The sequence below is a fragment of the Streptomyces sp. XD-27 genome (assembly GCF_030553055.1).
GTDB lineage: Bacteria > Actinomycetota > Actinomycetes > Streptomycetales > Streptomycetaceae > Streptomyces.
Genome location: NZ_CP130713.1, coordinates 819,742 through 841,490 on the forward strand (window position 1 = coordinate 819,742; position 21,749 = coordinate 841,490).

A 21,749-nucleotide genomic window follows, 5' to 3' on the forward strand; every position below is an offset into this window, starting at 1 on the left:
GGACTCAACAGGGCGCGGCGGCGGGCGCCCTGGCCTGCCCGGCCGCCGTGCGCGCGCAAACGCCCTGGTAGTGTTCCCGGCAACGGCAGCGAACGACCCAGGAGGTGAGACCCATTACCGCTGTATCAGGTCGGGTGCTCCCTTCCGGCGGCCGAACGGTCGACCGGCTCAGGTGACCGAGGGAGCCCCCTGTCGGCTTCCCGAAAGGTTCCCGTGTCGGTTTCCCCCTCTTGTCCGTCGTATCCGTCCGTCATCTCTCCCCTTCCGCACTCCGCCATCGTCACCAGGCTTCGGGCCGCCGGCTGCGTCTTCGCCGAGGACGAGGCGCGGTTGCTGGTCTCCGCGGCGCGGACGCCGTCCGATCTCGCCACCATGGTGGACCGGCGTGTCGCCGGACTGCCCCTGGAACACGTCGTCGGCTGGGCCGAGTTCTGCGGCCTGCGCATAGCCGTGGACCCCGGCGTCTTCGTACCCCGCCCCCGCACCGCGTTCCTGGTGGACCAGGCCGCGGCCCTCGCCCCGCGGCACGAGGGTCGGCAGGCCGTCGTCGTGGACCTGTGCTGCGGCTCGGGCGCGGTGGGCGCGGCGCTGGTCGCGGCGCTGGGGCGGGCCGAGTTGCACGCCGCGGACATCGACCCGGCGGCGGTGCGGTGCGCCCGCCGCAACGTCGCGGCCGCCGGCGGCCGGGTGTACGAGGGCGACCTCTACGAGCCGCTGCCCGCCGCGCTGCGCGGCCGCGTCGACGTCCTGGTCGCCAACGCGCCGTACGTCCCCACCGAGGCGATCGGGCTGCTGCCTCCGGAGGCGCGCGAACACGAGCCGCTGGTGGCGCTCGACGGCGGCGCGGACGGCGTGGACGTCCAACGGAGGGTCGCCGCGCTGGCGCCGCGCTGGCTGGCGCCGGGCGGCAGCCTGCTGGTCGAGACCAGCGAGCGGCAGGCGCCGCTGACGGCCCGGACCCTCGCCCGCGGCGGCCTGGTCACCCGGGTCGCCGCCTGCGACGAGCTGGACGCCACCGTGGTCATCGGCACCAGGCCCGCGTAGCGGGCCCCGCCCCGGGCCGGCGCCTCTGTCCGGCAGAGATGCCGGCCCCCGCTCATCCACGCCTTGCCCATTTGTTTCTCACACAACAGTCACATAATTTAGGGCAGCCTAACTTAAGTGAGACGAGGAACAGTGGTGAGTACCGAGGTCTACCGCGACGCCTGGGGGATCCCCCATCTCCGCGCCGACAGCGCCGGCGAACTCGCCTTCGCCCAGGGACGGAACGCCGCCCGGGACCGGGCCTGGCAGATCGAGGTGGAGCGGCACCGCTCGCAGGGGACCACGGCCGCCTTCCTGGGCGCCGGCGCCGTGGCCTGGGACCGGTTCGCGCGGCAGGCCCGGCTGGACGACACCGCCCGGCGGTGCTTCCGCAACCTCGACGCCGACACCCGCGCCTGGGTCTGCGCGTACGTCGACGGGGTCAACGCGGGCCTCGCCGAAGGGGCACGGCGGGCCCCGGAGTTCGCGGCCACCGGGCTGGCGCCCGGGGTGTGGCAGCCGTGGACGCCGCTCGGGGTCTGGCTGGCCACGCACATCCTGTTCGCCGGGTTCCCCACCAAGCTGTGGCGCGAGGAGGTGGTACGGCGCCTCGGCCCCGAAGCGGTCGGGCTGTTCGCCACCGACGGCCCCGTCTCCTCGGGTAGCAACGGCTGGCTCGTCACCGGCGACCGCACCGCCACCGGAGCCCCCGTCATCGCCGGCGACCCGCACCGGTTCATCGAGGCCCCGGGCGTCTACCAGCAGATCCGCCTGGCGTGCCCGGAGTACGACGTGGTGGGGCTGGCCGTCCCGGGCGTACCGGGCATCGCCCACTTCGGCCATACCGGCACGGTGGCCTGGGCGATCACCAACGCCATGGCCGACTACCAGGACCTGTACCGGGAACGGCTCCGGCGCGACGGGACGCGGGTGCGGGCGCTGGGCCCGGACGGCTGGCGCCCGGCGTCGGCGCACACCGAGACCATCGAGGTGGCGGGGGCCGACCCGGTCGAGGTCGAGGTGGTCGAGACCGAGCGCGGACCGGTCGTGATCGGCGGCCCGGACAGCACGGCGGCGATCAGCCTCCGCTATCCCCCGCGGGTCAGCGGCGAGCTCGGCTTCGGCGCGCTGCCCGCGCTGCTCAGGGCGCGCGGCGTCGCCGACGTGGACCGGGCGTTCGACCAGTGGGCGGAACCCGTCAACGTCGTCCAGGCCGCGGACACCGAGGGCGGGCTGCTGCACAGGGTCGCGGGCCGGGTGCCGCTGCGCCACCACGACAACCGGTTGCGCGTCGTGCCCGCCTGGGAGCCCGGACACGAGTGGCGCGGACTGCACGAGCCGATGCCGCGCGAACCGGTCGACGGGATGGCCGTCATGGCGAACCAGCGCGGCCTGGCCGAGCCGCTCGGCGTCGAGTTCGCGCCACCGTACCGCGCCGAGCGCATACGGCACCTGCTGGCGCAGTCGGAGGACTGGTCCGCCGCGGGCATGGCGGCGGTCCACACCGACACCCATCTGGGCCCGGCCCGGCTGCTGCTGGGCCTGGTGGCCGAGGCGGAGGGGCTCAGCGCGGCGGGCGTCCGACTGCGGGACCGGCTGCTGCGCTGGGACCGCCGGATGGCGGCCGACAGCACGGACGCCACGGCGTACGCCGCGGTACGGACCGCGGTGGTGCGCCGGTTGGCGGCGCACCCGGCGCTGGCCGGCCTGACGGAGCTGACGAGACCGGCGGAACCGGCCGGCCCGACCACCGCCGCCGATCCGGCCGCTGTGGCCGACCCGACCGCCACGGCCGATCCGGCCGCACCCGCGGACCTCACCGGACCCGCTGGGCCGACGGACTACCCGGAGGTCTTCCTCCCCTGGCTCGCCCTGGTCCCACGGGTCGCGTTCGCGCTGGACAGCCTGCTGACGACGGATCTGCTGCCCGGCCTCGACGCCGCCGAGGTCGTCAGGGCGGCCGTCGAGGAGGTGGCCGCCGCCGCGGAGGACCACGTGCCGTGGGCCGAGGTCCACCGCCTGGCGCCGTGGCAGGCGCTGCCCGACCCGGCGCCCGAACTGCGCCCGGGGCTGCCCGGCGACCACGACTGCGTGCTGTCGACCACGAGCGTCCCGGGCGTCACCGACCACTGCGTGCGCGGCCCGGCCGCGCGCTACGCGTGGGACCTCGCGCGGCGCGAGGACAGCCTGTGGGTGGTCCCGTTCGGTGCCTCGGGCGTGCCCGGAGACCCGCACCACCGCGACCAGCTGCCGCTGTGGCTGCGGGGCGAGCTCGTGCCCGTCGTCACCGACTGGAACCGCCTGACCAAAGAGGAGAGACATGTCCACTGAGTCCACCCCCCACGCCGCCGCCCGCCCCAGTGCGCCCGCCGACACCGCCCGCCGCGAAGCCGTGTACGAGCAGGTGGTCGACGGCTTCGGGACCGTCCGTGTGCTGCCCGTGCGCCCCGCCGAGGACATCGACGTGATCCACGCCTGGGTCGCCCAGGACCGGGCCCGGTTCTGGGGCATGGCCGAGGCGGGCCACCAACGCGTGCTGGAGATCTACGAGCACCTGGACTCCCTCACCACGCACCACGCCTACCTGGTCCACCGGGACGACGAGCCGGTCGCGCTCCTCCAGACGTACGAGCCGGGCGAGGACCGCGTCGGCGAGGTCTACGACGTCGAACCCGGCGACATCGGCGTCCACCTGCTGATCGGCCCCGCCGCCGGCGCCGCCCGCTCGGGCTTCACCGCCGCCCTGCTGCCCGCGCTCATCGCGTACCTGCTCGCGGACCCCGAGCGCAGGCGCATCGTGGTCGATCCCGACGCGCGCAACGAGAAGGCGATCGCGCGCATGAGCCGGACGGGCTTCGTGATGGGCCCGGAGGTCGTCCTGCCCGAGGTCGTCCTTCCGGAGGTCCGCATACCCGAGAAGCGGGCCCGGCTGGGCTTCCTGCACCGGGACGACGTCCCCGTGCCGGCCTGAGTGCGGAGTGGCTCATTTCCCCACTACCCGGGCCTGGCGTGACATCCCTACCGTGATGGGCCTGCACGCGCAGTTCGCCACATCAAGGGAGGAAGCCACAATGCGAAGAAGAACCGGGACGTTAGCAGCGGCGGCCGCCATCGCGGTCGCCGCTTCGTTTTTCGCGGTCCCGTCCGCGGCCCAGGCGACGAACCTGACCACCTTCAAGGTGGGAATCCAACTGGCCGACAACGGGGGCGCCTCGCAGTTCGGGGCCGAGCAGTTCACCAGGAACGTGAAGTTCGGCAACAGCTACTCCCCCTGGGCCGGGGACGCCAACAGCTACGACCCCGACGCCGTGCTCATCGACCTCAACACGACGCCCGGGGACCCGCTCAACCGACTGGACTTCCGCATCGGGGCACAGGCCATGGACGGCAGCGGGCACTACGGGCCGGTGCAGTACACGCCGTGGGCCAGTGAGGGGGCGGCGGCTCCGGGCTGGTCACCGACGACAACGGCTACGACCCGGACAAGTACCGGCTCTTCCTCGACACCAGGCGCTGGCCGTCGTCGGCGACCCTGGTCGACTTCCGGCTGTCCGTCACCGCCGAGGACGGCAACCGGCTCGGCGTTCCGGCGGTCACGCCGTGGGCCAGTCAGGGCGGCGGGCGGAGCGCACTGGCCGTGGACGGCAACGCCCACGACTTCGACGGCATCGTCCTCGGGCTCGAAGTGCAGTAGGAGTCCGGGCACAATGCGACGGTGGACGATGTGCACGTGATGGGAGTGGACGCCTGCCCCACGGGCTGGGTCGCGGTCACCCTGCGCGCGGGCGGGGTGGCCGGAGCCGACGCGGCGGTCCGTCTGGCCGAGCTTCTCGAACGCGCCCCCGACGCGGCGGTGGTCGGCGTCGACATGCCGCTGGGGCTGCTGGAGACGGGGCGCCGACGAGCCGACGTACTGGCGGCCGAGCGGATCGCGCCGCACCGCTCGCGGGTCTTTCCCGTGCCGCCGCGCCCGGTCTGGGACCAGCCGGACTACCACGCGGCGAATCTCCGCTGCCGCGAGCTCACCGGCTCCGGGCTGAGCCGCCAGACCTGGGGACTGGCGGCGAAGCTCCGGCAGGCCAACGCGTGCCGGGAGGCAGGCGACCGCAGGCTGCACGAGGTGCACCCCGAGGTGTCCTTCGCCGCCATGAACGGCGGCAGGCCGGTGGCCGCGAGCAAGAAGAGCTGGAACGGCCAGGCGGCACGGCGGCGACTGCTCGCGGAGCAGGGCATCGTCCTGCCGGAAGAGCTTGGAATGGCCGGGCGGGTCCCACCGGACGACCTCCTGGACGCCGCGGCGGCGGCGTGGAGCGCGCGGCGCATCGCCCTGCGCGCCGCCGCCCGGCTCCCCGATCCGCCGGAGACGACGGGCACGGGCCTGCCCGTCGCCATCTGGTACTGACGGCGCCGGTGCGGCGCGCGCCCGGCCGCCTCCCGCCTCCGCCGGACGCGTCAGGTGCCGGGCTTGCGGCCGTAGATGAACACGTCGTCGCCGTTGCGGAGCAGCTTCCAGTACGCGGCGGCATCCGCCTTCCGCATGTTGACGCAGCCGTGGGAGCCGGGCGGGGAGTAGACCGAGCCCGAGATGGAGTGGAACGCCTGCCCGCCGTCGAAGAACTGGCTGTACGGCATGGGCACGTTGTAGATCGACGACACGTGGTCCTTGTGCCGCCAGTAGATCTTGTGCATACCGGTGCGCGTTTCGTACCCGTTTCGTCCGGTACGCACCGGGATGGGCTCGTAGATCCGCTTGTTGCCGTCCTGTACCCAGCTGAGCTGCCGCGTGAGGTCGACACAGGCGATGCGGCCCTTGTTGGTCGGGCAGCTGGACCGGTCGCCGGTGCTCTGCTGCGCCTTCATCACACGCCAGGTGATGGGCCCGGCGTACCCGGACGCCGGCGCGATGCCGTTCACGGTCTGGAAGGCGCGTATCGCGGAGCAGTCCTTGGCCGACTGCTTGCCGTCGGCCGTCAGGCCGAGGAACTTCTCGGCCTGCTTCTGGTACGGCCCCGTCCCGGCGGTGCAGGCCGGGGCGGCCTTGGCGGGAGCGGCCTGGGCGGGCGCGGCGCCCAGGCCGACGGTCGCGGCCCCGGCCGTCCCGACCAGGCCCAGCGCCGCCCCGAGCGCCGCGCCGATCCGACGCCGCCGAGCCGATCTTGCTCTCATGATGCACCTCTCATCGATCCCCGGGGAAAGGCCCCTGCCCAGAGGACGGCCGCGGCACGGCAAAGGTTGCCCGAAACGTCGTGATCGTTCCGGTGTGGAGCGAGAGGTCAGATACGGTCGGCGGCGATGAGGAGGTAGTGGAAGCTGCCCTCGCGGTAGGCGGTCAGGAACGGGTCCTCGACGCCGGTGGCGAGGGAGGACTGGGCGCGCAGCTCCCAGTACGGGATCGTGGCGGCCGTGAGGTCGACCACGTTGATGGGCACGAGACCGTTGGCGGCCATCGCCTTGAAGTAGGCGCTGCGGGGGTGGATGTTGCAGGTGTAGTGCTCGTCGATCCGGCTGACCGCCTTGGAGCGGCCGCCGGTGACATCGTTGTAGCAGCCCGTGATGACGACGTAGCGGCCGCCGTAGGCCAGCTGGCGGGCGTGCTCGGCGAAGAGCTCGGACAGGTCCACGTACATGGTGGACTCGTTGTTCCAGATCCCCTGGAAGGCGCCGGTGGGCAAGCCGGTGTCGAGCATGTTGCGGAAGTGGTAGCGGACCTTGTCGTCCACGCCGCGCTTGCGGGCCTGACCGTTCGCGAAGTCGACCTGGGCCTGGGAGATGGAGACGCCGTCGACCTGGCAGCCGAAGCGCGCGTTGGCCATGATGCTGGTGCCGCCGCGGCCGCAGCCGGCGTCCAGCAGGCGCTGGTCGGGGGCTATGGGGCCCAGGTGGTCGAGGAGGACGTCGGCCTGGGCCGACTCCAGCCGGTGCAGTTCCTCGATGATGCGCTCGTCCCGGGTCTCCTGCGGACCCTCCAGGACGGAGGGGTCGTAGTCGCCGATCCCGTAGTGGTGGTGGTAGAGGCCGTCGACATCACCCAGGCGCAGGTTGACCGGGTCCTTCTCGTTGTTCCAGTACTCCGCGACGGACTTCTGGTAGGCGGTGCGCAGGACGCCGGCAGAGGCGGCGGGGGCGGGCGTGGTGGTCATGGGGTGCTCCTTACGGCATTACGGCACGCGTGATGACGGCATGCGTGGGGTCGTGGGGTGACAAGGGAGAAAGGGAGAAGAAGAGGGGCGGGCTCAGCCGCCGTTGTAGCGGGGGCTGCCGGCGTGCCATTCGCGGTTGCCGCCGATCCAGGCCCACACCCCCGCGAGGAACCGGCGCAGCTGGGGTGAGCCGGTGAGGACGAGGGCCGCGGCCTCCGTCTCGAAGGCGCGCACCAGCTCGTCGTGGATCTCCGCGCTCCGCTCGATCGCCTCGCGCGTCGAGCACCGCTCCGCTTCGGCGATCACGACGGGGAGGTTGAACTCCACGCCCCCGGAGTCGTGTTCCTTCGTCATGGAGTACAGGTCGTTGACAAGCGTGGCGGCCGTGGCGGCCATCGTCACGGCGCGGCGCACGCGCGGGTCGGCGTACTCGGTGGCGGGCAGCGCGTAGCCGCCGACCGCGTCGGCCAGTGCGATGCAGGGGAGGAAGCTGTTGATCTGACGGTGCGCCAGGTATTCGGGGACGCCGGGCATGTGGCCCCGGGTCCGCCAGGAGCCCTCCTGGCCGTAGCCCACGAAGAGCACGGCGATCTCGTGCCGCAGCCGGGCCACCTGGGAGGGCTCCGCGTACCGGGCCAGGTGCGCGAAGGCCGAGCGCAGGGCCACCCGTACGGGGTCGTCGCGCAGGTCCTTCTCCCATGCGGGCGCGTAGCGGGCCGGGAGGTGGGCGGGGTCGGCAGCCGCGTAGGCGGTCCCGAGCTGCGAGCCGAGGAGTTCCGGCGTGGAACCCGTGGTCTCGTCGTCGCAGTAGTAGTCGTCCGTGGCCCATTCCGCGAGCGCGCACTTGCCCGCCGCCAGCAGCCGGTCCGGGTCGTCGGTGTCGGGGTGGGCCAGCATCATCAGACGCCCGAAGTCGGCCGCGCGGACGCGGTCGAGCCGTCCGGCGTAGATGCCGACCTCGTCGGCCCACGCCACCAGCCGGTCGTTGACCTCCTGGCCGAGTGCCGGGTCGTCCCGGAGCGCGGGCGGGCAGTACAGCTCCGGGACGCCGCCGGCACCGTGCTCGCCCCCGTCCGAGCTGCCGGGGGCGCCGCCGGCCGGTTTCCCGGCGGCGATACGGGCGGCTGACGTGCCCAGGCCCGTGGGCCCGGTGGGCAGGACGGTGCCCGCGGAGCGGGCGGCGGTGCCGGGCAGCGCCCTCGGCGCGGAAGGACGGGCGCCCTGGTGGTGGGTGAGCAGGGTGGCCACGAGCCGGGCCACGTCGTGGCCGGCCGCGGGCGCGGTGATCCGGGACAGCAGTGACACAGGTGCTTCTCTCCGTTCCGGGGTGACCGTCAGGACGGGGCGTGGAAGACCTCGACGTTCTCCAGGACGCCGAGCGCGTCGGGGACGAGCACGGCCGCCGAATAGTAGGTGCTCACGAGGTAGGAGATGAGGGCCTGATCGTTGATGCCCATGAAGCGCACGTTCAGGCCCGGCTCGTACTCGTCGGGGATGCCGGTCTGCCGCAGGCCGACCACCCCTTGTTCGGCCTCGCCCAGGCGCATCGCGAGGATGGACGAGGTGCCCTGCTCCGAGACGGGGATCTTGCCGCAGGGGAGGATCGGCACGCCCCTCCAGGCCGGGACCGGATGGCCGCCCACGTCGGCGCTGTCGAGGGACAGCCCCCGCTTGTTGCACTCGCGGCCGAGGGCGGAGATGGCCCGGGGGTGGGCGAAGAAGGCCCTGGTCCCCCGCCGCATGCTCAGCAGCTCGTCCATGTCGTCGGGCGTGGGCGGGCCGGAGTGGGTGGAGATGCGCTGGCTGTGGTCGGCGTTGTGCAGCAGGCCGAACTCGGGGTTGTTGACGAGCTCGGCCTCCTGGCGCTCGCGCAGTGCCTCGATGGTCAGCCGCAGTTGCTGCTCGATCTGGTCCATCGGGTCGTTGTAGAGGTCGGCGACCCTGGTGTGCACGCGCAGGACCGTCTGGGCGACGCTGAGTTCGTACTCGCGGGGGGCGAGCTCGTAGTCGACGTAGGTGCTCGGCAGCACGGGCTCGCCGGTGTGGCCGGAGGCGAGGTCGATGTTCGCCTCGCCCTTCTTGTTCTGCGGCCGCGCCGTCTCGGCCTGGCGCCGCCGGACGTGGTCCCGCAGCCGCTCGTTGCGGCCCGCCACCTCCTCGTACGCGTACCGGGGCAGCTCCAGGACGGTGCACGCCGTCATCGCGCGCGCCGTGAACCCCCACGCGCCCGGCTCCTCGGCGACCGCCTGCGCGCCGAAGAAGCCGCCGTCGGCCAGCACCCCGCGCCGGACCTCGTCGCCGTACTTTCCGGCGCTGAGCTTCTCCACCTTGCCGCGCACGATCAGATGGACGTGGTCGACGGCCCGGCCCTGTTCGGCGATCACCTGGCCGGATGCGTACTCCCGCTGTTGACACCGCTCGGCCAGCACCCGCAGCGCCCCGTCGTCATGGAACCCGCGCAGCAGCGGCAGTTCTCCCAGCTCAGCGGGGATGACCTTGACCGCCGCCCCGTCCTGGACGAAGGTCACCCGGCCGTCGCCGACCTCGTACGTCAAGCGCCGGTTGACCCGGTACGTGCCGCCCTTCACCTCCACCCAGGGCAGTGTGCGTATCAGCCACCGGGAGCTGATGCCCTGCATCTGCGGGACGCTCTTGGTGGTGCTCGCGAGGTTCCGCGCGGCGGCGACCCCCAGGCTGAGCTGTGCCCGGCCTGCCTGCTGTTCGGGCTGCTCCGGCTGCTGGCGGTGCGCTGCGGTCGACATCCCGGTCCCTTCCGTATCGGGGGCGTGCGTCAAGAGGGAGCCCCTTGAGCCAGCCCGGTCGGGCTGGGAGGAGCTCCCGCCGCGCAAGTGAAGCAGCGCGTCGTGATGTTGGTCGAGAGGCCCGAAAAAGCACCGATGCATTTGCGCCATCTTGAGGGACGTGCCCCGCGGGGGCCGTCTTCGCTCGTCCCGTCACATCCATGTGATCGAAAACGTCAGGACATGGGGGCACCCCCGGAGGGACTCTGGGGGAGGATCTTGACGAGGAAGATAGGACACATGGACGAAAGCGAATTCCTGGCGGAGCACTTCGAGACCCACCGCGCCCATCTGCGGGCGGTGGCCTACCGGATGCTCGGCTCGCTGAGCGAGGCGGACGACGCCGTGCAGGAGACCTGGATCAAGCTCAACCGCTCGGACACCTCCGGTGTGGGCAACCTGGGCGGCTGGCTGACGACGGTGGTCGGCCGGGTCTGCCTGGACATGCTGCGCTCGCGCGCCTCCCGGCGCGAGGAACCGCTGGACGTGCGCGTCCCCGACCCGATCGTCAGCGGCGCGGACGGTGTCGACCCCGAACACGAGGCGCTGGTGGCCGATTCGGTCGGTCTGGCGCTGCTCGTGGTCCTCGAGACGCTGGCCCCCGCCGAGCGGCTCGCCTTCGTCCTGCACGACCTGTTCGCCGTGTCGTACGACGAGATCGCCCCCATCGTCGGCCGGACGCCGACCGCGGCGCGGCAGCTCGCCAGCCGTGCCCGCCGCCGGGTGCAGGGGGCGGCACCGGCTCCCGACACGGACCTCGTCCGGCAGCGCGAGGTCGTGGACGCCTTCCTCGCCGCCGCGCGCGGCGGGGACCTGGAGGCGCTGGTCGCGGTCCTCGACCCGGATGTCGTGGTGCGGTCCGACGGCGGCACCCTGCGCCCGAGCAGCATGGTGCGCGGTGCGCGGGCCGTGGCCGAGGGCGCGATCATCTTCGCGCGGCTGGCCGAGTTCACCCGGCCCGCGCTCGTCAACGGCGCCGCGGGAGCCGTCGCGATGTCGGAGGGCCGGCCGATGTCGGTCGCGGCGTTCACGGTCTCGGGCGGGAAGGTCGTGGAACTCGACATCCTCACCGACCCCGAACGCCTCCGCGCGCTGGACCTGACGGTCCTCGACGGCTGACGTGCCCGTCAGGGGCGGTGGCGCCGCAGGCGGGAGGCGTTGGCGACGACCGAGAGGGAGGACAGCGCCATGGCCGCCGCGGCGACGACGGGGCTGAGCCGCAGGCCCACAGCGGGTAGAGGGCGCCGGCGGCGAGGGGGACGCCGACGGCGTTGTAGACGAGGGCGAAGAACAGGTTCTGGCGGATGTTGCGCAGGGTGGCGCGGGAGAGGCGGATGGCGGTGACCACCCCGGTCAGGGATCCGGAGATCAGGGTGATGTCGGCGGCCTCGATCGCCACGTCGGTGCCGGTTCCGATCGCCAGCCCGACGTCGGCCGCGGCCAGCGCCGGGGCGTCGTTGACGCCGTCGCCGACCATGCCGACGGTGCGGCCCTCGCGCTGCAGGCGGCGGATCTCCTCGGCCTTGCGCTGGGGCGTCACCTCGGCCAGTACGCGGTCGACGCCGACCTGGGCGGCGATGGCGGCGGCCGTGCGGGCGGCGTCGCCCGTGATGATGACGACGTCGAGGCCGAGGCGGCGCAGGGCCGCGATGGCGGCCGCGGAGTCGTCCTTGACGGTGTCGGCGACGGCGAGCACACCGGCGGGGCGGCCGTCCACGGCGGCGAGGACGGGGGTCTTGCCGTCGGCCGAGAAGGCCACGGCGACGGGGGTGAGGGCGGTGGTGTCCACGCCCCCTCGCCGAGCAGCCCGGCGGTGCCCACCAGGACGGCGCGGCCGTCCACGGTGGCCCGTACGCCCTTGCCGGTGACGGACTCGAACGCTCCCTGGGCCGCGGCATGGGCAAGGCCATGGTCGTGGGCAAGGCCGCGGTCGCGGGCTCCGGCGGTGATCGCGCGTGCGAGGGGGTGTTCGCTCAGTTCCTCGGCCGCCGCGACCAGGGCCAGCAGCTCGTCCTCCGCGAAGCCGGAGACGGGCGCCACGTCGGTGAGCACCGGCGTGCCGGCCGTGACCGTACCGGTCTTGTCCAGCACGACGGTGTCCAGCTTGTGGGCGGTCTCCAGGGCCTCGGCGGACCGGATGAGGATCCCCGCCCGGGCGCCCTTGCCGGTGCCGACCATGACCGACAGCGGGGTGGCCAGGCCGAGGGCGCAGGGGCAGGCGATGATCAGCACCGCGACCGCGGAGACCAGCGCCAGGGTGAGCGCCGGGGCCGGGCCGACGGTGAACCACAGGGCGAACGTGGCGACGGCGACGGCGATGACCGCGGGCACGAAGTACGCGGAGACCGCGTCGGCCAGCCGCTGGATCGGGGCCTTGGACGCCTGGGCCTGCCGCACGAGGCGGATGATCTGGGCGAGCACGGTGTCGGCGCCGACCTTGGCCGCGCGGACCCGCAGGGCGCCGGTGCCGTTGACCGTCGCGCCGATGACGGTGTCCCCGGCCCGCTTGGTGACGGGCATGGGCTCACCGGTGACCATCGACTCGTCCACCGCCGAGGCTCCGGAGAGCACCTCGGCGTCGACCGGGATCTTCTCGCCGGGCCGGATCACCACCTCGTCGCCGACGGCGACGTCCTCGACCGGTATCTCGGCGTCGGCGCCGTCGCGGACCACCCGGGCGGTACGGGCCCGCAGCCCCAGCAGGGCGCGGAGTGCCTCCCCGGTACCGGCCTTGGCCCGCGCCTCCAGCAGCCTGCCGAGCAGGATCAGGGTGAGGATCACCCCGACCGCCTCGAAGTACACCTCCCGCACCTCGCTGGGCAGCAGGCCGGGGGCCACGGTGACCAGCAGGCTGTAGCCGTAGGCGGCGCTCGTCCCGAGGGTGATGAGGCTGTTCATCTCCGCGGCGCGGTGGCGCAGGGCCGCCCAGCCGGTGGTGTGGATCGGCCACCCGGTGTAGAGCATCACCGGGGTGATCAGCGCCAGTTGCAGCCAGTGGTCGAGCAGCCACCCGGGGACCCAGTCGGCGCCGAACACCTCGTCCGCCATCACGCCGACGAGCACCGGCAGCGTGAGCACGGCGCCGACGGCGACCCGGCGCGCCAGGTCGGCGATCTCCGCCCGCCGCTCGGCGGTCTCCGCGGCCGCCGCCTCGGCGGGTCCGGCCGGGCCGCCCGCGGCCTCCCCGGCAGCGGCCCGGGGCCGCTCGGCGGAAGTCTCCGGCCCGCCGTCCGGTTCGACCAGCAGCGTGCCGTGGATCATGTTCATCCCGCACGCGAAGCCGAAGGACCCGGCCCGGTCCGGGTCGACGCGCACGGTGGTGCGCGCGTACGCGGGGAGTCCGGCGCTGACCCGCAGGTCGGGGAAGACGACCCGGGAGGTGCACTCCCCGCTCTCCCGCCGGTCGAAGACCAGCTCCAGGGGCATCCCCTGGCGGACCCGGATGACGTCGGGGCTGTAGCCGCCCCGCACGGTCACCTCCACCCGCTGCACGCCGCCCTCGATCCGGGCGGTGTGAGCCCGGCGCGGTCCGAGGAAGAACCGGCCCAGGGCGGCGATGAGCACGGCGGCGGCCGAGACGACGACGACATCGACGGCACCCACGGCGGTTCGCCTCCCCGCTCGGTCACTCCTCCAGCGTGCCTCGGCACGCCGTGGCGGCGCGGCCGCGCGTATCGTCGAAGGGCACGCCTTAGGGAGGTTCTCATGGCCGGGACCCCGCACACGGTCGGCGATGTGATGACCCAGACCGTCGTCGCCGTGGGACGTGCCGCGACCTTCAAGGAGATCGTCGCGACCATGGAGCGCTGGAAGGTCAGCGCGCTGCCGGTGCTGGCGGGCGAGGGGCGGGTCATCGGGGTCGTCTCCGAGGCGGACCTGCTGCCGAAGGAGGAGTTCCGCGACCGCACGCCCAACCGCTACGACGAGTTGCGGCGCCTGTCCGACCTGGCGAAGGCCGAGGCGGTGACGGCGGAGGAGCTGATGACCAGCCCGGCCGTCACGGTCCATGCCGGGGCGACGCTGGCGGAGGCGGCCAGGGCCATGGCGATCAAGGGAGTCAAGCGCCTGCCCGTGGTGGACGACGTGGGCAAGTTGCAGGGCATCGTCAGCCGGGCCGACCTGCTGAAGGTCTTCCTGCGCCCGGACGAGGACATCGCCGAGGAGGTCCGCCACGTGGTGGCGGCCGCCCCGTTTCCCGCCCTCGGCGACGCACAGGTGAGCGTGCGCGAGGGGGTCGTCACGCTCACCGGTCAGGTCCCGGACACCTCGCTGGTCTCCGTCGTCGTGCGTCTGGTCCGCGCCGTGGAGGGCGTCGTGGACGTCGACGCGCGGTTGACGCACGCGCCGCGGTCCTCACCCGCCGGACAGCCCTGACCTCACGCGGTCGGTGAGGGCGGACAGCCGGTCGGAGAAGACCGCGCGCGGGGCGACCGGATCCTCGATGCGGCGGGCGTCCTCGGGAAGTTCGGCCAGGTCGGCGGTGAACCGGGCCCGGGCGGCGGCGAGCGCGCGGCCCTGGGAGCCGCCCGCGTCGACCCGCCGCCCGTCCCGCATCACGGTCTCCAGCAGCGGCCGCGCGCCACCGGGTACCGGTTCGTCCGCCAAGCCGACCACGTCGGCGTACCCGGGGTGGCGGAAGACCTGCTTGGGCCCCGGCGCGGTCGCCTTCTTCGCGGAGAGCTTCATCACCGGACGGCCGTCGTAGGCGACCAGCTTGTAGGCGGAGTCCAGGTACGGGGCGTCGGCCGCGACACCGACGCGGGTACCGACGGCGTAGATGTCGATCGGCGCCCCGGAGCGGACCAGCCGGTCCACGTCGTACTCGTCGAGGCCCCCGCTGACGATGACGCGTACGTCGGCCAGGCCGGCGGCGTCGAGGATGCCGCGCGCCCGCGCCGCCAGCCGGCCCAGGTCGCCGCTGTCCAGGCGGATGGCCGAGCCGGGGCCACGGCCCAGGTCGCGCAGCACGCGCGCGGCGGTCTCGGTGCCCCGCTCGGTGTCGTAGGTGTCCACCAGGAAGGTCACCGGGCCGGGGTGGGTCCGGGCGAAGGCGCGGAACGCCTCCTCCTCCGAGGCGAACGCCTCCACGAACGAGTGCGCCATCGTGCCGACGGCGGGTACGCCGAGGGCGGTCGCCGCCGCCACGTTGCTCGTTCCGGCGAACCCCACCAGGGCACCCAGGCGAGCGGCGTGGAAGCCTGCCCGCACGCCGTGGGTGCGCCGGAGCGAGAAGTCCACCAGCGGATGCCCCGCCGCCGCGAGGATGCACCGCGCCGCCTTCGAGGCGATCGCGGTCTGGTGGCTGACCTGGTTGAGCAGGTAGGTCTCGACCAGTTGGGCCACCGGCAGGGGCGCGGTCACCTCCAGCAGCGGCTCGTCCGCCAGCACGAGGCGCCCTTCCGGGACCGCGCGCGCCTCGCCGGTGAACCGCAGCCCGAGCAGGGGGTGGAGGTCGGCTCGCGGGCGGTGCAGCGCGGCGGCGAAGGCGTCGACGTCCTCGGGGCCGACCCGGAAGGCGCCCAGGAAGTCCAGCGCCTGCTCCAGTCCCGCGGCGACGAGGAACCCCCGGCTCGGCGGCAGGGCGCGGACGAACAGGCTGAACGTCGCGGGCCCGGTCATGCCCTCCCGCAGATACGACATCGCCATCGTCACTTCGTAGAGATCGGTGGCCGTCGCGTCGGACATCGGCCTCGACTCCGTCTCCTCGCCGTCCGGCGTCCGCCCTCCGGTGCCCGGTGCGGCGTTCGGCGTCGGGCGTCCTTCCGGAGCGCGCTCAGTCCGGCAGCCGCCGGGACCACACGGGCTCCAGCTCGTCCCACTCCTTCTCCCACTGCACGCACCGGCGGTGGTCCAGCACGCGGCGGACGGCCGCCCGCGTGCCCCACACGGCCGTGGCGCCCGCCGCCGCGGTCATGGCGCCCGCCGTCCAGCCGGTCGACACGGCCGCCGAGGTCGGCAGCGGCGCCGAAGTGATCGTCCCGGCGCGGTCGACCCAGACGCGCGTGGTCGCGCCCTTCTGCGTGCCCGGCGGCACCTCGGCCACGCCCGTCCGCACCGCGCCGTTCTTCTCGGTCCACCGCACCGGTGCCTTCTGCCGGTCCTCTCCGGCGCGGGTGACGGCGGCACCGCCGGCGTCCTCGGTCAGGCGCGCGGTGACCTGGTGGCGCTCCGCCGCCTGCGAGCGCGCGGTGTGCAGTTCGGAGGTGTAGGCGGCCGATCCCGCGGCGAACGCGAGGACCGGGACACCCAGCAGCAGCAACACCATCAACAGTCTGTTGAGCCACTGCTCGGCGATGTCGGACGGCCGCCTCAACGCGTCGGCTGCCATGGTTCCCCGCCTCCTCGCCTCGGCGCTCCCCCGGTACCAATAATTCCGGAAATTCACCTGAATGGCACCAGATCATCGGTTTCGGGGTACCCGTGGTACGGAGTCGGCGGAGGAGCCGGCTCGCCCGCACCACGGAGGCCATCGCCATGGAGGACGTCGTCACCGTAGGTCTGGACGGCTCGGCCGAGAGCCTGGCCGCCGCCCGCTGGGCCGCTTCGGAGGCCGACCGCCGCCGCCTCACGCTGCGGCTGATGCACGCCTGGGTCCTGCTCGCCGCCGCCCCGAAGGGCATCCCCGCGGAAAGGGACCAGAACTACTGGGCGGAGCGCATCGTCCACGACGCGGCGAAGGAGCTGCACCGGCGCCATCCCGAGCTGCCCATCATCGAGGACCTCGTCGCGGAGGAGGCCTCGTCGGCCTTGCTCGGCGCGGCCGCCCAGTCCCGGATGCTGGTCCTGGGCTCCCGTGGGCTCAGGGCCATCGAGAGCTTCTTCCTGGGCGACATCAGCCTGTACGTCACGGCGCGCGCCGAGCAGCCCGTGGTCCTGGTCCGCGCGGCCGAGGACACCACGGCGGGCGGCGGTGAACCGGCATCCGCCGCAGGTAGGACCGGGGTGGTGGTCGGACTGAGCCTGCACGGCCCCTGCGAGCGCCTGATGGAGTTCGCGTTCGACACCGCCGCGGGCCGGGGCGTACCCGTAGACGCCGTGCACGGCACGAGCCTGCCGGTCGCCGCGTACGCGCCCTGGGGCGTGGACCCGGACGTCGCCGACGAGTTCCGGCACGGCGCCGAGAAGCAGCTGAACGAGGCCCTGCGGCCGTGGCAGGAGCGGTTCCCCGGGGTGCGGGTGACCGGGACCGTGGTGCTGGAGAGCCCCGCGCGGGCCCTGCTGCACGCCGCAGGCGAGGCCGAACTGCTGGCCATCGGGCGGCGCCTGCACCGCCCACCCATGGCGCCCCACCTCGGCCCCGTGGCCCACGCGGCGATGCACCACGCCATGTGCCCGGTCGCCGTCGTCCCGCACGACTGAGCCGGGCGAACCGCACGACCGAGCCGGGCGAACGCCCCGCCGTACGCGGCCGAATCCCTCGCCCGCACGCATATCCGGCGCCGAATGGGTACCCGTGTCGCGGAACGAACCGTAGCCCCGGCTACGTACGCCGCCTTGAGGAGAGCAACCATGAAGACCGCACAGGAGATCATGCACGCCGGCGGTACCTGCATCCAGGAGAGCGAGACACTGGAGACCGCCGCACGGCGGATGGCGGAACTCGGTGTCGGCTCGCTGCCGATCTGCGGGGCCGACGACCGGCTGCACGGGATCATCACCGACCGCGACATCGTGATCAAGTGCCTGGCCAAGGGCAAGGACCCGAAGACCACGACGGCGGGCATGCTGGCCCAGGGCAAGCCGATCACGATCAGCACCGGAGCGAACACCAACGAGGTCCTGCGCGCCATGGAGGAGCACCGCATCCGGCGGCTTCCCGTGATCGACGAGAACCACCGCCTGGTCGGCATGATCAGCGAGGCGGACCTCGCGCGCAATCTGCCGGAGGATCAGGTGGGCCACTTCGTCGAGGTGATCTGCCAGCCGGCCTGACGCCCCGTCCGGCGTCCTGACACCCCCAGCCGTCCCGACGCCCCGGTCCGGGCCTCCCTGACGGGCCGTTCGCACACGATGCCGTTAAAGTCGCGTAGCAGTTCGGTCAGGGAATCGTCGGCGAGGGGACCCAGGGCAGTGGAGACACGCGTGCGGGCTCGGCACCGCGTCTTCACCGCGCATCCCGCGCGTACGGTCGTCCTCGCGTTCGCCCTGGTGATCCTCCTCGGCACGGCGCTGCTGTCGCTGCCGGTCGCGTCCGAGGACGGCCACGCCACCGGGTTCGTCACCTCGCTGTTCACCTCGACGTCCGCGGTGTGCGTCACGGGTCTGGTGGTGGTGGACACCGGCACGTACTGGAGCGGCTTCGGCGAGGGTGTCATCCTCGCGCTGTTCCAGATCGGCGGGTTCGGCATCATGACGATGGCGTCCCTGCTGGCCCTGCTGGTCTCCGGACGGCTGCGGATGCGGATGCAGCTCACGACGCAGGCGGAGGCCAAGGGCCTGGGCCTGGCCGAGGTCCGACGGGTGCTGCTCGGCGTCGCCGGGACCACGCTCGCCGTCGAGCTGTCCGCCTCCGCGATCCTCGCGCTGCGCTTCGGCCTGGGCTACGACGAATCCCCTGGCCGGGCCGCCTATCTGGGGGTCTTTCACGCCGTCTCGGCGTTCACCAACGCGAGCTTCGGGCTGCACGCCGACAGCTTGACGCGCTACGCCGAGGACCCCTGGGTGACACTGACCGTCGCCTTCACCATCATCCTGGGCGGCATCGGCTTCCCCGTCATCCTGGAACTGCTGCGGCACCGCAGGCGGCGGGCCCTGGGGCGGCCCAACTGGTCGCTGAACACCAAGCTGACGCTGGCGGCCACGGCGGTGCTGCTGTTCGGCGGCACCGTGCTCATCTGCCTGCTGGAGTGGACCAACTCCGGCACCCTCGGCGCGTTCAGCACCCCCCAGAAGGTGCTGAACGGCTTCTTCGTCTCCGCGGCGAGCCGGACGGCGGGCTTCAACACCTTCGATGTCGGCGCCCTGCACCCCGCCACGCTGCTGCTGACGTCCATTCTGATGTTCATCGGCGGCGGCAGCGCGGGGACCGCGGGCGGCATCAAGGTCACGACGTTCGCGGTGCTGGCCGCCGCCATGCAGGCCGAGGTGCGCGGCGAGAGCCACGCGGTGATCATGGGGCGGCGGCTGACGCCGGACGTGGTGCGGCAGGCGCTGACCGTCGCCCTGCTGAGCGTGGGCGTGGTGGTGGCCTCCGTGCTCGCCCTGCTGACCGTGACGGAGGAGCGCATGGAGGCGGTCCTGTTCGAGGCGGTCTCCGCGTTCGGCACGGTGGGCATGTCCACCGGTATCACCCCCGGCCTGCCGGAGTCGGCGCGGCTGATCCTGATCCTGCTGATGTTCGTCGGGCGACTCGGCCCGATCACCCTGGTCTCGGCTCTGGCGCTGCGCGAGCGGACCCGCCGTTACCAGCTACCCGAGGAGCGACCTGTCATTGGCTAGCTATCTGCACGCCCTGCGCCGCCGACGGCGGCGGAAGCGGCCGGCGGCCCGGCCCGTGCCCCTTGGCGACCAGCGGGTCGCGGTGATCGGCCTCGGCCGGTTCGGCTACTCGCTCGCCGGCGAGCTCATGCGGCGGGGCTGGGAGGTCCTGGGCATCGACACGGACGCGGCCCTCGTCCAGAAGTACAGCGAGACGCTCACCCACGCGGTGGTCGCGGACTGCACCGACCCCGAGGCGCTCGCCCAGCTCGGCGTGGGCGAGTTCACGCGCGTCGTCGTCGGCATCGGCACGGACATCGAGTCGAGCCTCCTGATCAACTCCAATCTGCTGGAGGTGGGCGTCCCCAACATCTGGTCGAAGGCCATCAGCCGGCAGCACGGCCAGATCCTGCGGCGGCTGGGCGTCCACCATGTCGTCCTTCCGGAGTACGACATGGGCGAGCGCGTCGCCCACCTGGTGACCGGTCGGATGCTGGACTTCATCGAGTTCGACAGCGACTACGCCCTGGCGAAGACGATCGCGCCGGGCGTCGTCCGGGGCGTCCCGCTGGGCGAGAGCCGGATCCGCAGCACCTACGGCGTCACGGTGGTGGGCATCAAGCGCATGGGCGAGGACTTCACCCACGCCACGGCGGAGACGGTCGTGGAGAAGGGCGACGTGATCATCGTCACCGGGAAGACCGCGGCCGTGGAGACGTTCTCCGCACTCGGCTGAGTGCGGTCACTCGCCGGCGTACTCCAGCCCCAGCATGGCGCACAGATCGCGCAGGCACTCCTCGAAGACCGGGGCCAGGTCCGTATAGGCGAAGTCCAGTTGGCCCAGCACCTCCATGCACAGCAGCCCGTAGAGCCTGATCCAGCAGGACAGGAAGACGTGCAGGGCCTCGGGCGGCAGGCGCCCGTCGGTCGACGACGCGTACGCGCGCAGCTGCCGGCGCAGGGAGGGCGCCAGGTCCGCGAGGTCGGGCGCCGGGAACGGCCGCGCCTCCCACAGGTCCGCGACCTGGTCCAGAAGGACTCGCTCGAACCGCTGCCCGGCCTGATGGCGCGGCGAGTCCGTGTGCCTGTCCGACGCCGGGACGGGGCTGGCGAAGATCCAGCCGAACTCGGCCGGATGGGCCGTCGCCCAGCCCCGCATCGCGCGGCAGGTGGCGAGGAGCCGATGGGCGGGCGAGCCGGAGGCGTGCGCGTCGCGGGCGGCCTCCATCTCCTCGGCGAGTTCCCGGTAGAAGTCCGCGGTCACCGCTCCGACCAGCTCTTCATGGCTGGAGTAGTAGTGGTACAGGGCGGGGCCGCTCATGCCCACCTCCCGGGCGACGGCGTTGATCGTCACCGCCCGGACCCGCGCGTGGTCAGCAGTCCGCGGACGGCCGCGTGGATCTCCGCCAGGGTCGCCCGCCGCACCCGGTCCCGCCGACTCGTGGCCCGCTCGGCCATCCGCTCACTCCCTTTCGCCGCACGACGTTGACAGTCTAGAGCATCTATGTTTGCTTAATGCCTCTAAGGAAACCGAGAAGCCCTAGAGAATCCTGGAATCCATAAGACGTCATGGGGGAATCGCCGTGAGCACGAAAGTGCGCCGTCCGCTGGCTAAAGCCTTCGCCAAGTACTCCCTGGAGGCGGTCGTCACCGAGGCAGAGCCGGTCACGCCCACGATGCGGCGGATCCGCCTGGTGGCCGACGAGCCGGTGGCCTTCCCGTACGCGCCGGGCCAGCACGTCAGGGTCCAGATCAACGACCCGCTGTCCGCGTACGGGATCCTCCGCCCGCGGGAGACGCTGCGCACGTACACGATCTGGGAGTTCTGGCCCCAGGAGCGCGCCCTTGAGCTACGGGTCCACCTGTACGGCGGCGACGGCATCGGCCTGCGATGGGCGCGCGAGGTCGGTCCGGGCGAGCCCGTGACGCTGTGGTGGCCGCAGGCGGACTTCGTCCTCCGGGAGGCGCCCTACCACCTGTTCATCGGCGAGGAGACGGCGAGCGCCGCGTTCGGCCCGATGATCCGGGAGCTGGGGCCCGCGGCGTGGCTGTACGGGGTGCTGGAGAGCGACTCCGCCGAGCACGACCTGCCCATGCCCGGCCCGCACCGGCTGCGCCGCGTACACCGCGCGGGCGCGTCCGCCGCCTCCTCCCGGACGCTCGTCACCGCGGTGGCCGACCTGGACCTGCCCCGCGCGGTCGGTGCCGCGTACGTGGCCGGCGAGGCGAGGACCTGCCAGATGGTCCGCGACCACCTCGTCAAGGAGCGCGGCTGGCCGCGCACCGCCGTCAAGGTCAAACCGTTCTGGACGCCCGGAAAGCGCGGCCTGCACTGATCGGCGCAGTCGACCCCAGCCCGCGGTGGCCC

Annotated in this window: 19 protein-coding genes and 1 pseudogene; 11 read left to right on the forward strand and 9 right to left on the reverse strand. The window is 73.0% G+C overall.

All coding sequences use genetic code 11. The features are described from left to right. The first annotated feature begins 213 nt into the window (after nucleotides 1-213). From Q3Y56_RS03475 to Q3Y56_RS03490, 4 genes are all read left to right on the forward strand, one after another. Nucleotides 214-1,044 (forward strand): putative protein N(5)-glutamine methyltransferase, encoded by an 831-nt coding sequence (locus tag Q3Y56_RS03475; RefSeq protein WP_304460497.1) that lies wholly within the window; start codon nucleotides 214-216, stop codon nucleotides 1,042-1,044. A gap of 135 nt (nucleotides 1,045-1,179) precedes the next feature. Continuing rightward, nucleotides 1,180-3,354: a penicillin acylase family protein gene (locus tag Q3Y56_RS03480; protein ID WP_304460498.1), complete on the forward strand. Its 2,175-nt coding sequence runs from the start codon at nucleotides 1,180-1,182 to the stop codon at nucleotides 3,352-3,354. After that, entirely contained in the window at nucleotides 3,344-3,994 is a 651-nt protein-coding gene (locus Q3Y56_RS03485; RefSeq protein ID WP_304460499.1) for a GNAT family N-acetyltransferase, read from the forward strand. The genes Q3Y56_RS03480 and Q3Y56_RS03485 overlap by 11 nt, the downstream gene beginning before the upstream one ends. A gap of 744 nt (nucleotides 3,995-4,738) precedes the next feature. Then, nucleotides 4,739-5,425: a DUF429 domain-containing protein gene (locus Q3Y56_RS03490; protein WP_304460500.1), complete on the forward strand. Its 687-nt coding sequence runs from the start codon at nucleotides 4,739-4,741 to the stop codon at nucleotides 5,423-5,425. A gap of 50 nt (nucleotides 5,426-5,475) precedes the next feature. On the opposite strand, the gene Q3Y56_RS03495 is transcribed toward Q3Y56_RS03490, so the two are convergent. From Q3Y56_RS03495 to Q3Y56_RS03510, 4 genes are all read right to left on the reverse strand, one after another. Further along, nucleotides 5,476-6,189 (reverse strand): L,D-transpeptidase family protein, encoded by a 714-nt coding sequence (locus Q3Y56_RS03495; RefSeq protein ID WP_304460501.1) that lies wholly within the window; start codon nucleotides 6,187-6,189, stop codon nucleotides 5,476-5,478. A 107-nt stretch (nucleotides 6,190-6,296) separates the two neighbouring features. After that, the gene (locus tag Q3Y56_RS03500; RefSeq protein ID WP_304460502.1) at nucleotides 6,297-7,163 is read right to left on the reverse strand and encodes a geranyl diphosphate 2-C-methyltransferase; all 867 of its coding nucleotides are present in this window, start codon (nucleotides 7,161-7,163) and stop codon (nucleotides 6,297-6,299) included. Between the two features lie 93 nt (nucleotides 7,164-7,256). Then, nucleotides 7,257-8,468: a family 2 encapsulin nanocompartment cargo protein terpene cyclase gene (locus tag Q3Y56_RS03505; RefSeq protein WP_304460503.1), complete on the reverse strand. Its 1,212-nt coding sequence runs from the start codon at nucleotides 8,466-8,468 to the stop codon at nucleotides 7,257-7,259. Between the two features lie 29 nt (nucleotides 8,469-8,497). After that, nucleotides 8,498-9,925, reverse strand: a complete 1,428-nt coding sequence (locus tag Q3Y56_RS03510) for a family 2B encapsulin nanocompartment shell protein (RefSeq protein ID WP_304460504.1) — start codon at nucleotides 9,923-9,925, stop codon at nucleotides 8,498-8,500. Nucleotides 9,926-10,204: 279 nt separating this feature from the next. On the opposite strand from Q3Y56_RS03510, the gene Q3Y56_RS03515 reads away from it, so the two are divergent. Continuing rightward, complete coding sequence (locus Q3Y56_RS03515) at nucleotides 10,205-11,083, forward strand: sigma-70 family RNA polymerase sigma factor (RefSeq protein WP_304460505.1); 879 nt, start codon at nucleotides 10,205-10,207, stop codon at nucleotides 11,081-11,083. On the opposite strand, the gene Q3Y56_RS03520 is transcribed toward Q3Y56_RS03515, so the two are convergent. Next, nucleotides 11,031-11,681 carry an HAD-IC family P-type ATPase gene (locus Q3Y56_RS03520; RefSeq protein ID WP_304460506.1) on the reverse strand — a complete coding sequence of 217 codons (651 nt, stop codon included), beginning with the start codon at nucleotides 11,679-11,681 and terminating at the stop codon, nucleotides 11,031-11,033. The genes Q3Y56_RS03515 and Q3Y56_RS03520 overlap by 53 nt on opposite strands. Nucleotides 11,682-11,824: 143 nt before the next feature. After that, nucleotides 11,825-13,687, reverse strand: a pseudogene (locus tag Q3Y56_RS03525) (heavy metal translocating P-type ATPase); the annotation flags it as partial. Here Q3Y56_RS03525 and Q3Y56_RS03530 point away from each other — a divergent pair. Next, nucleotides 13,670-14,338, forward strand: coding sequence for a CBS domain-containing protein (locus Q3Y56_RS03530; RefSeq protein ID WP_304460507.1), 669 nt, complete (start codon nucleotides 13,670-13,672; stop codon nucleotides 14,336-14,338). The pseudogene Q3Y56_RS03525 and the gene Q3Y56_RS03530 sit on opposite strands and share 18 nt — an antisense overlap. Here Q3Y56_RS03530 and Q3Y56_RS03535 read toward each other — a convergent pair. Beyond that, nucleotides 14,318-15,649 (reverse strand): nicotinate phosphoribosyltransferase, encoded by a 1,332-nt coding sequence (locus Q3Y56_RS03535; RefSeq protein WP_304460508.1) that lies wholly within the window; start codon nucleotides 15,647-15,649, stop codon nucleotides 14,318-14,320. The genes Q3Y56_RS03530 and Q3Y56_RS03535 overlap by 21 nt on opposite strands. A gap of 88 nt (nucleotides 15,650-15,737) precedes the next feature. Continuing rightward, entirely contained in the window at nucleotides 15,738-16,292 is a 555-nt protein-coding gene (locus Q3Y56_RS03540; protein WP_304460509.1) for a hypothetical protein, read from the reverse strand. Between the two features lie 146 nt (nucleotides 16,293-16,438). Between Q3Y56_RS03540 and Q3Y56_RS03545 the strand changes: the two genes are divergently transcribed. The 4 genes from Q3Y56_RS03545 (at nucleotide 16,439) to Q3Y56_RS03560 (ending at nucleotide 20,117) form a co-directional block, all read left to right on the forward strand. Next, a complete protein-coding gene (locus Q3Y56_RS03545; protein ID WP_304460510.1) occupies nucleotides 16,439-17,323 on the forward strand; it encodes a universal stress protein in 885 nt (294 codons plus the stop codon). Between the two features lie 150 nt (nucleotides 17,324-17,473). Then, complete coding sequence (locus Q3Y56_RS03550; protein ID WP_304460511.1) at nucleotides 17,474-17,896, forward strand: CBS domain-containing protein; 423 nt, start codon at nucleotides 17,474-17,476, stop codon at nucleotides 17,894-17,896. 150 nt (nucleotides 17,897-18,046) lie between these two features. After that, nucleotides 18,047-19,402 (forward strand): TrkH family potassium uptake protein, encoded by a 1,356-nt coding sequence (locus Q3Y56_RS03555; RefSeq protein WP_304460512.1) that lies wholly within the window; start codon nucleotides 18,047-18,049, stop codon nucleotides 19,400-19,402. Beyond that, on the forward strand, nucleotides 19,395-20,117 hold the full coding sequence (locus Q3Y56_RS03560) for a TrkA family potassium uptake protein (RefSeq protein ID WP_304460513.1): 723 nt from the start codon (nucleotides 19,395-19,397) through the stop codon (nucleotides 20,115-20,117). Before Q3Y56_RS03555 ends, Q3Y56_RS03560 begins: the two co-directional genes overlap by 8 nt. A gap of 6 nt (nucleotides 20,118-20,123) precedes the next feature. Here Q3Y56_RS03560 and Q3Y56_RS03565 read toward each other — a convergent pair whose 3' ends face one another. Further along, entirely contained in the window at nucleotides 20,124-20,735 is a 612-nt protein-coding gene (locus Q3Y56_RS03565; RefSeq protein ID WP_304460514.1) for a TetR/AcrR family transcriptional regulator, read from the reverse strand. Between the two features lie 229 nt (nucleotides 20,736-20,964). On the opposite strand from Q3Y56_RS03565, the gene Q3Y56_RS03570 reads away from it, so the two are divergent. Beyond that, complete coding sequence (locus Q3Y56_RS03570; protein ID WP_304460515.1) at nucleotides 20,965-21,717, forward strand: siderophore-interacting protein; 753 nt, start codon at nucleotides 20,965-20,967, stop codon at nucleotides 21,715-21,717. The last annotated feature ends 32 nt before the right edge of the window (nucleotides 21,718-21,749 follow it).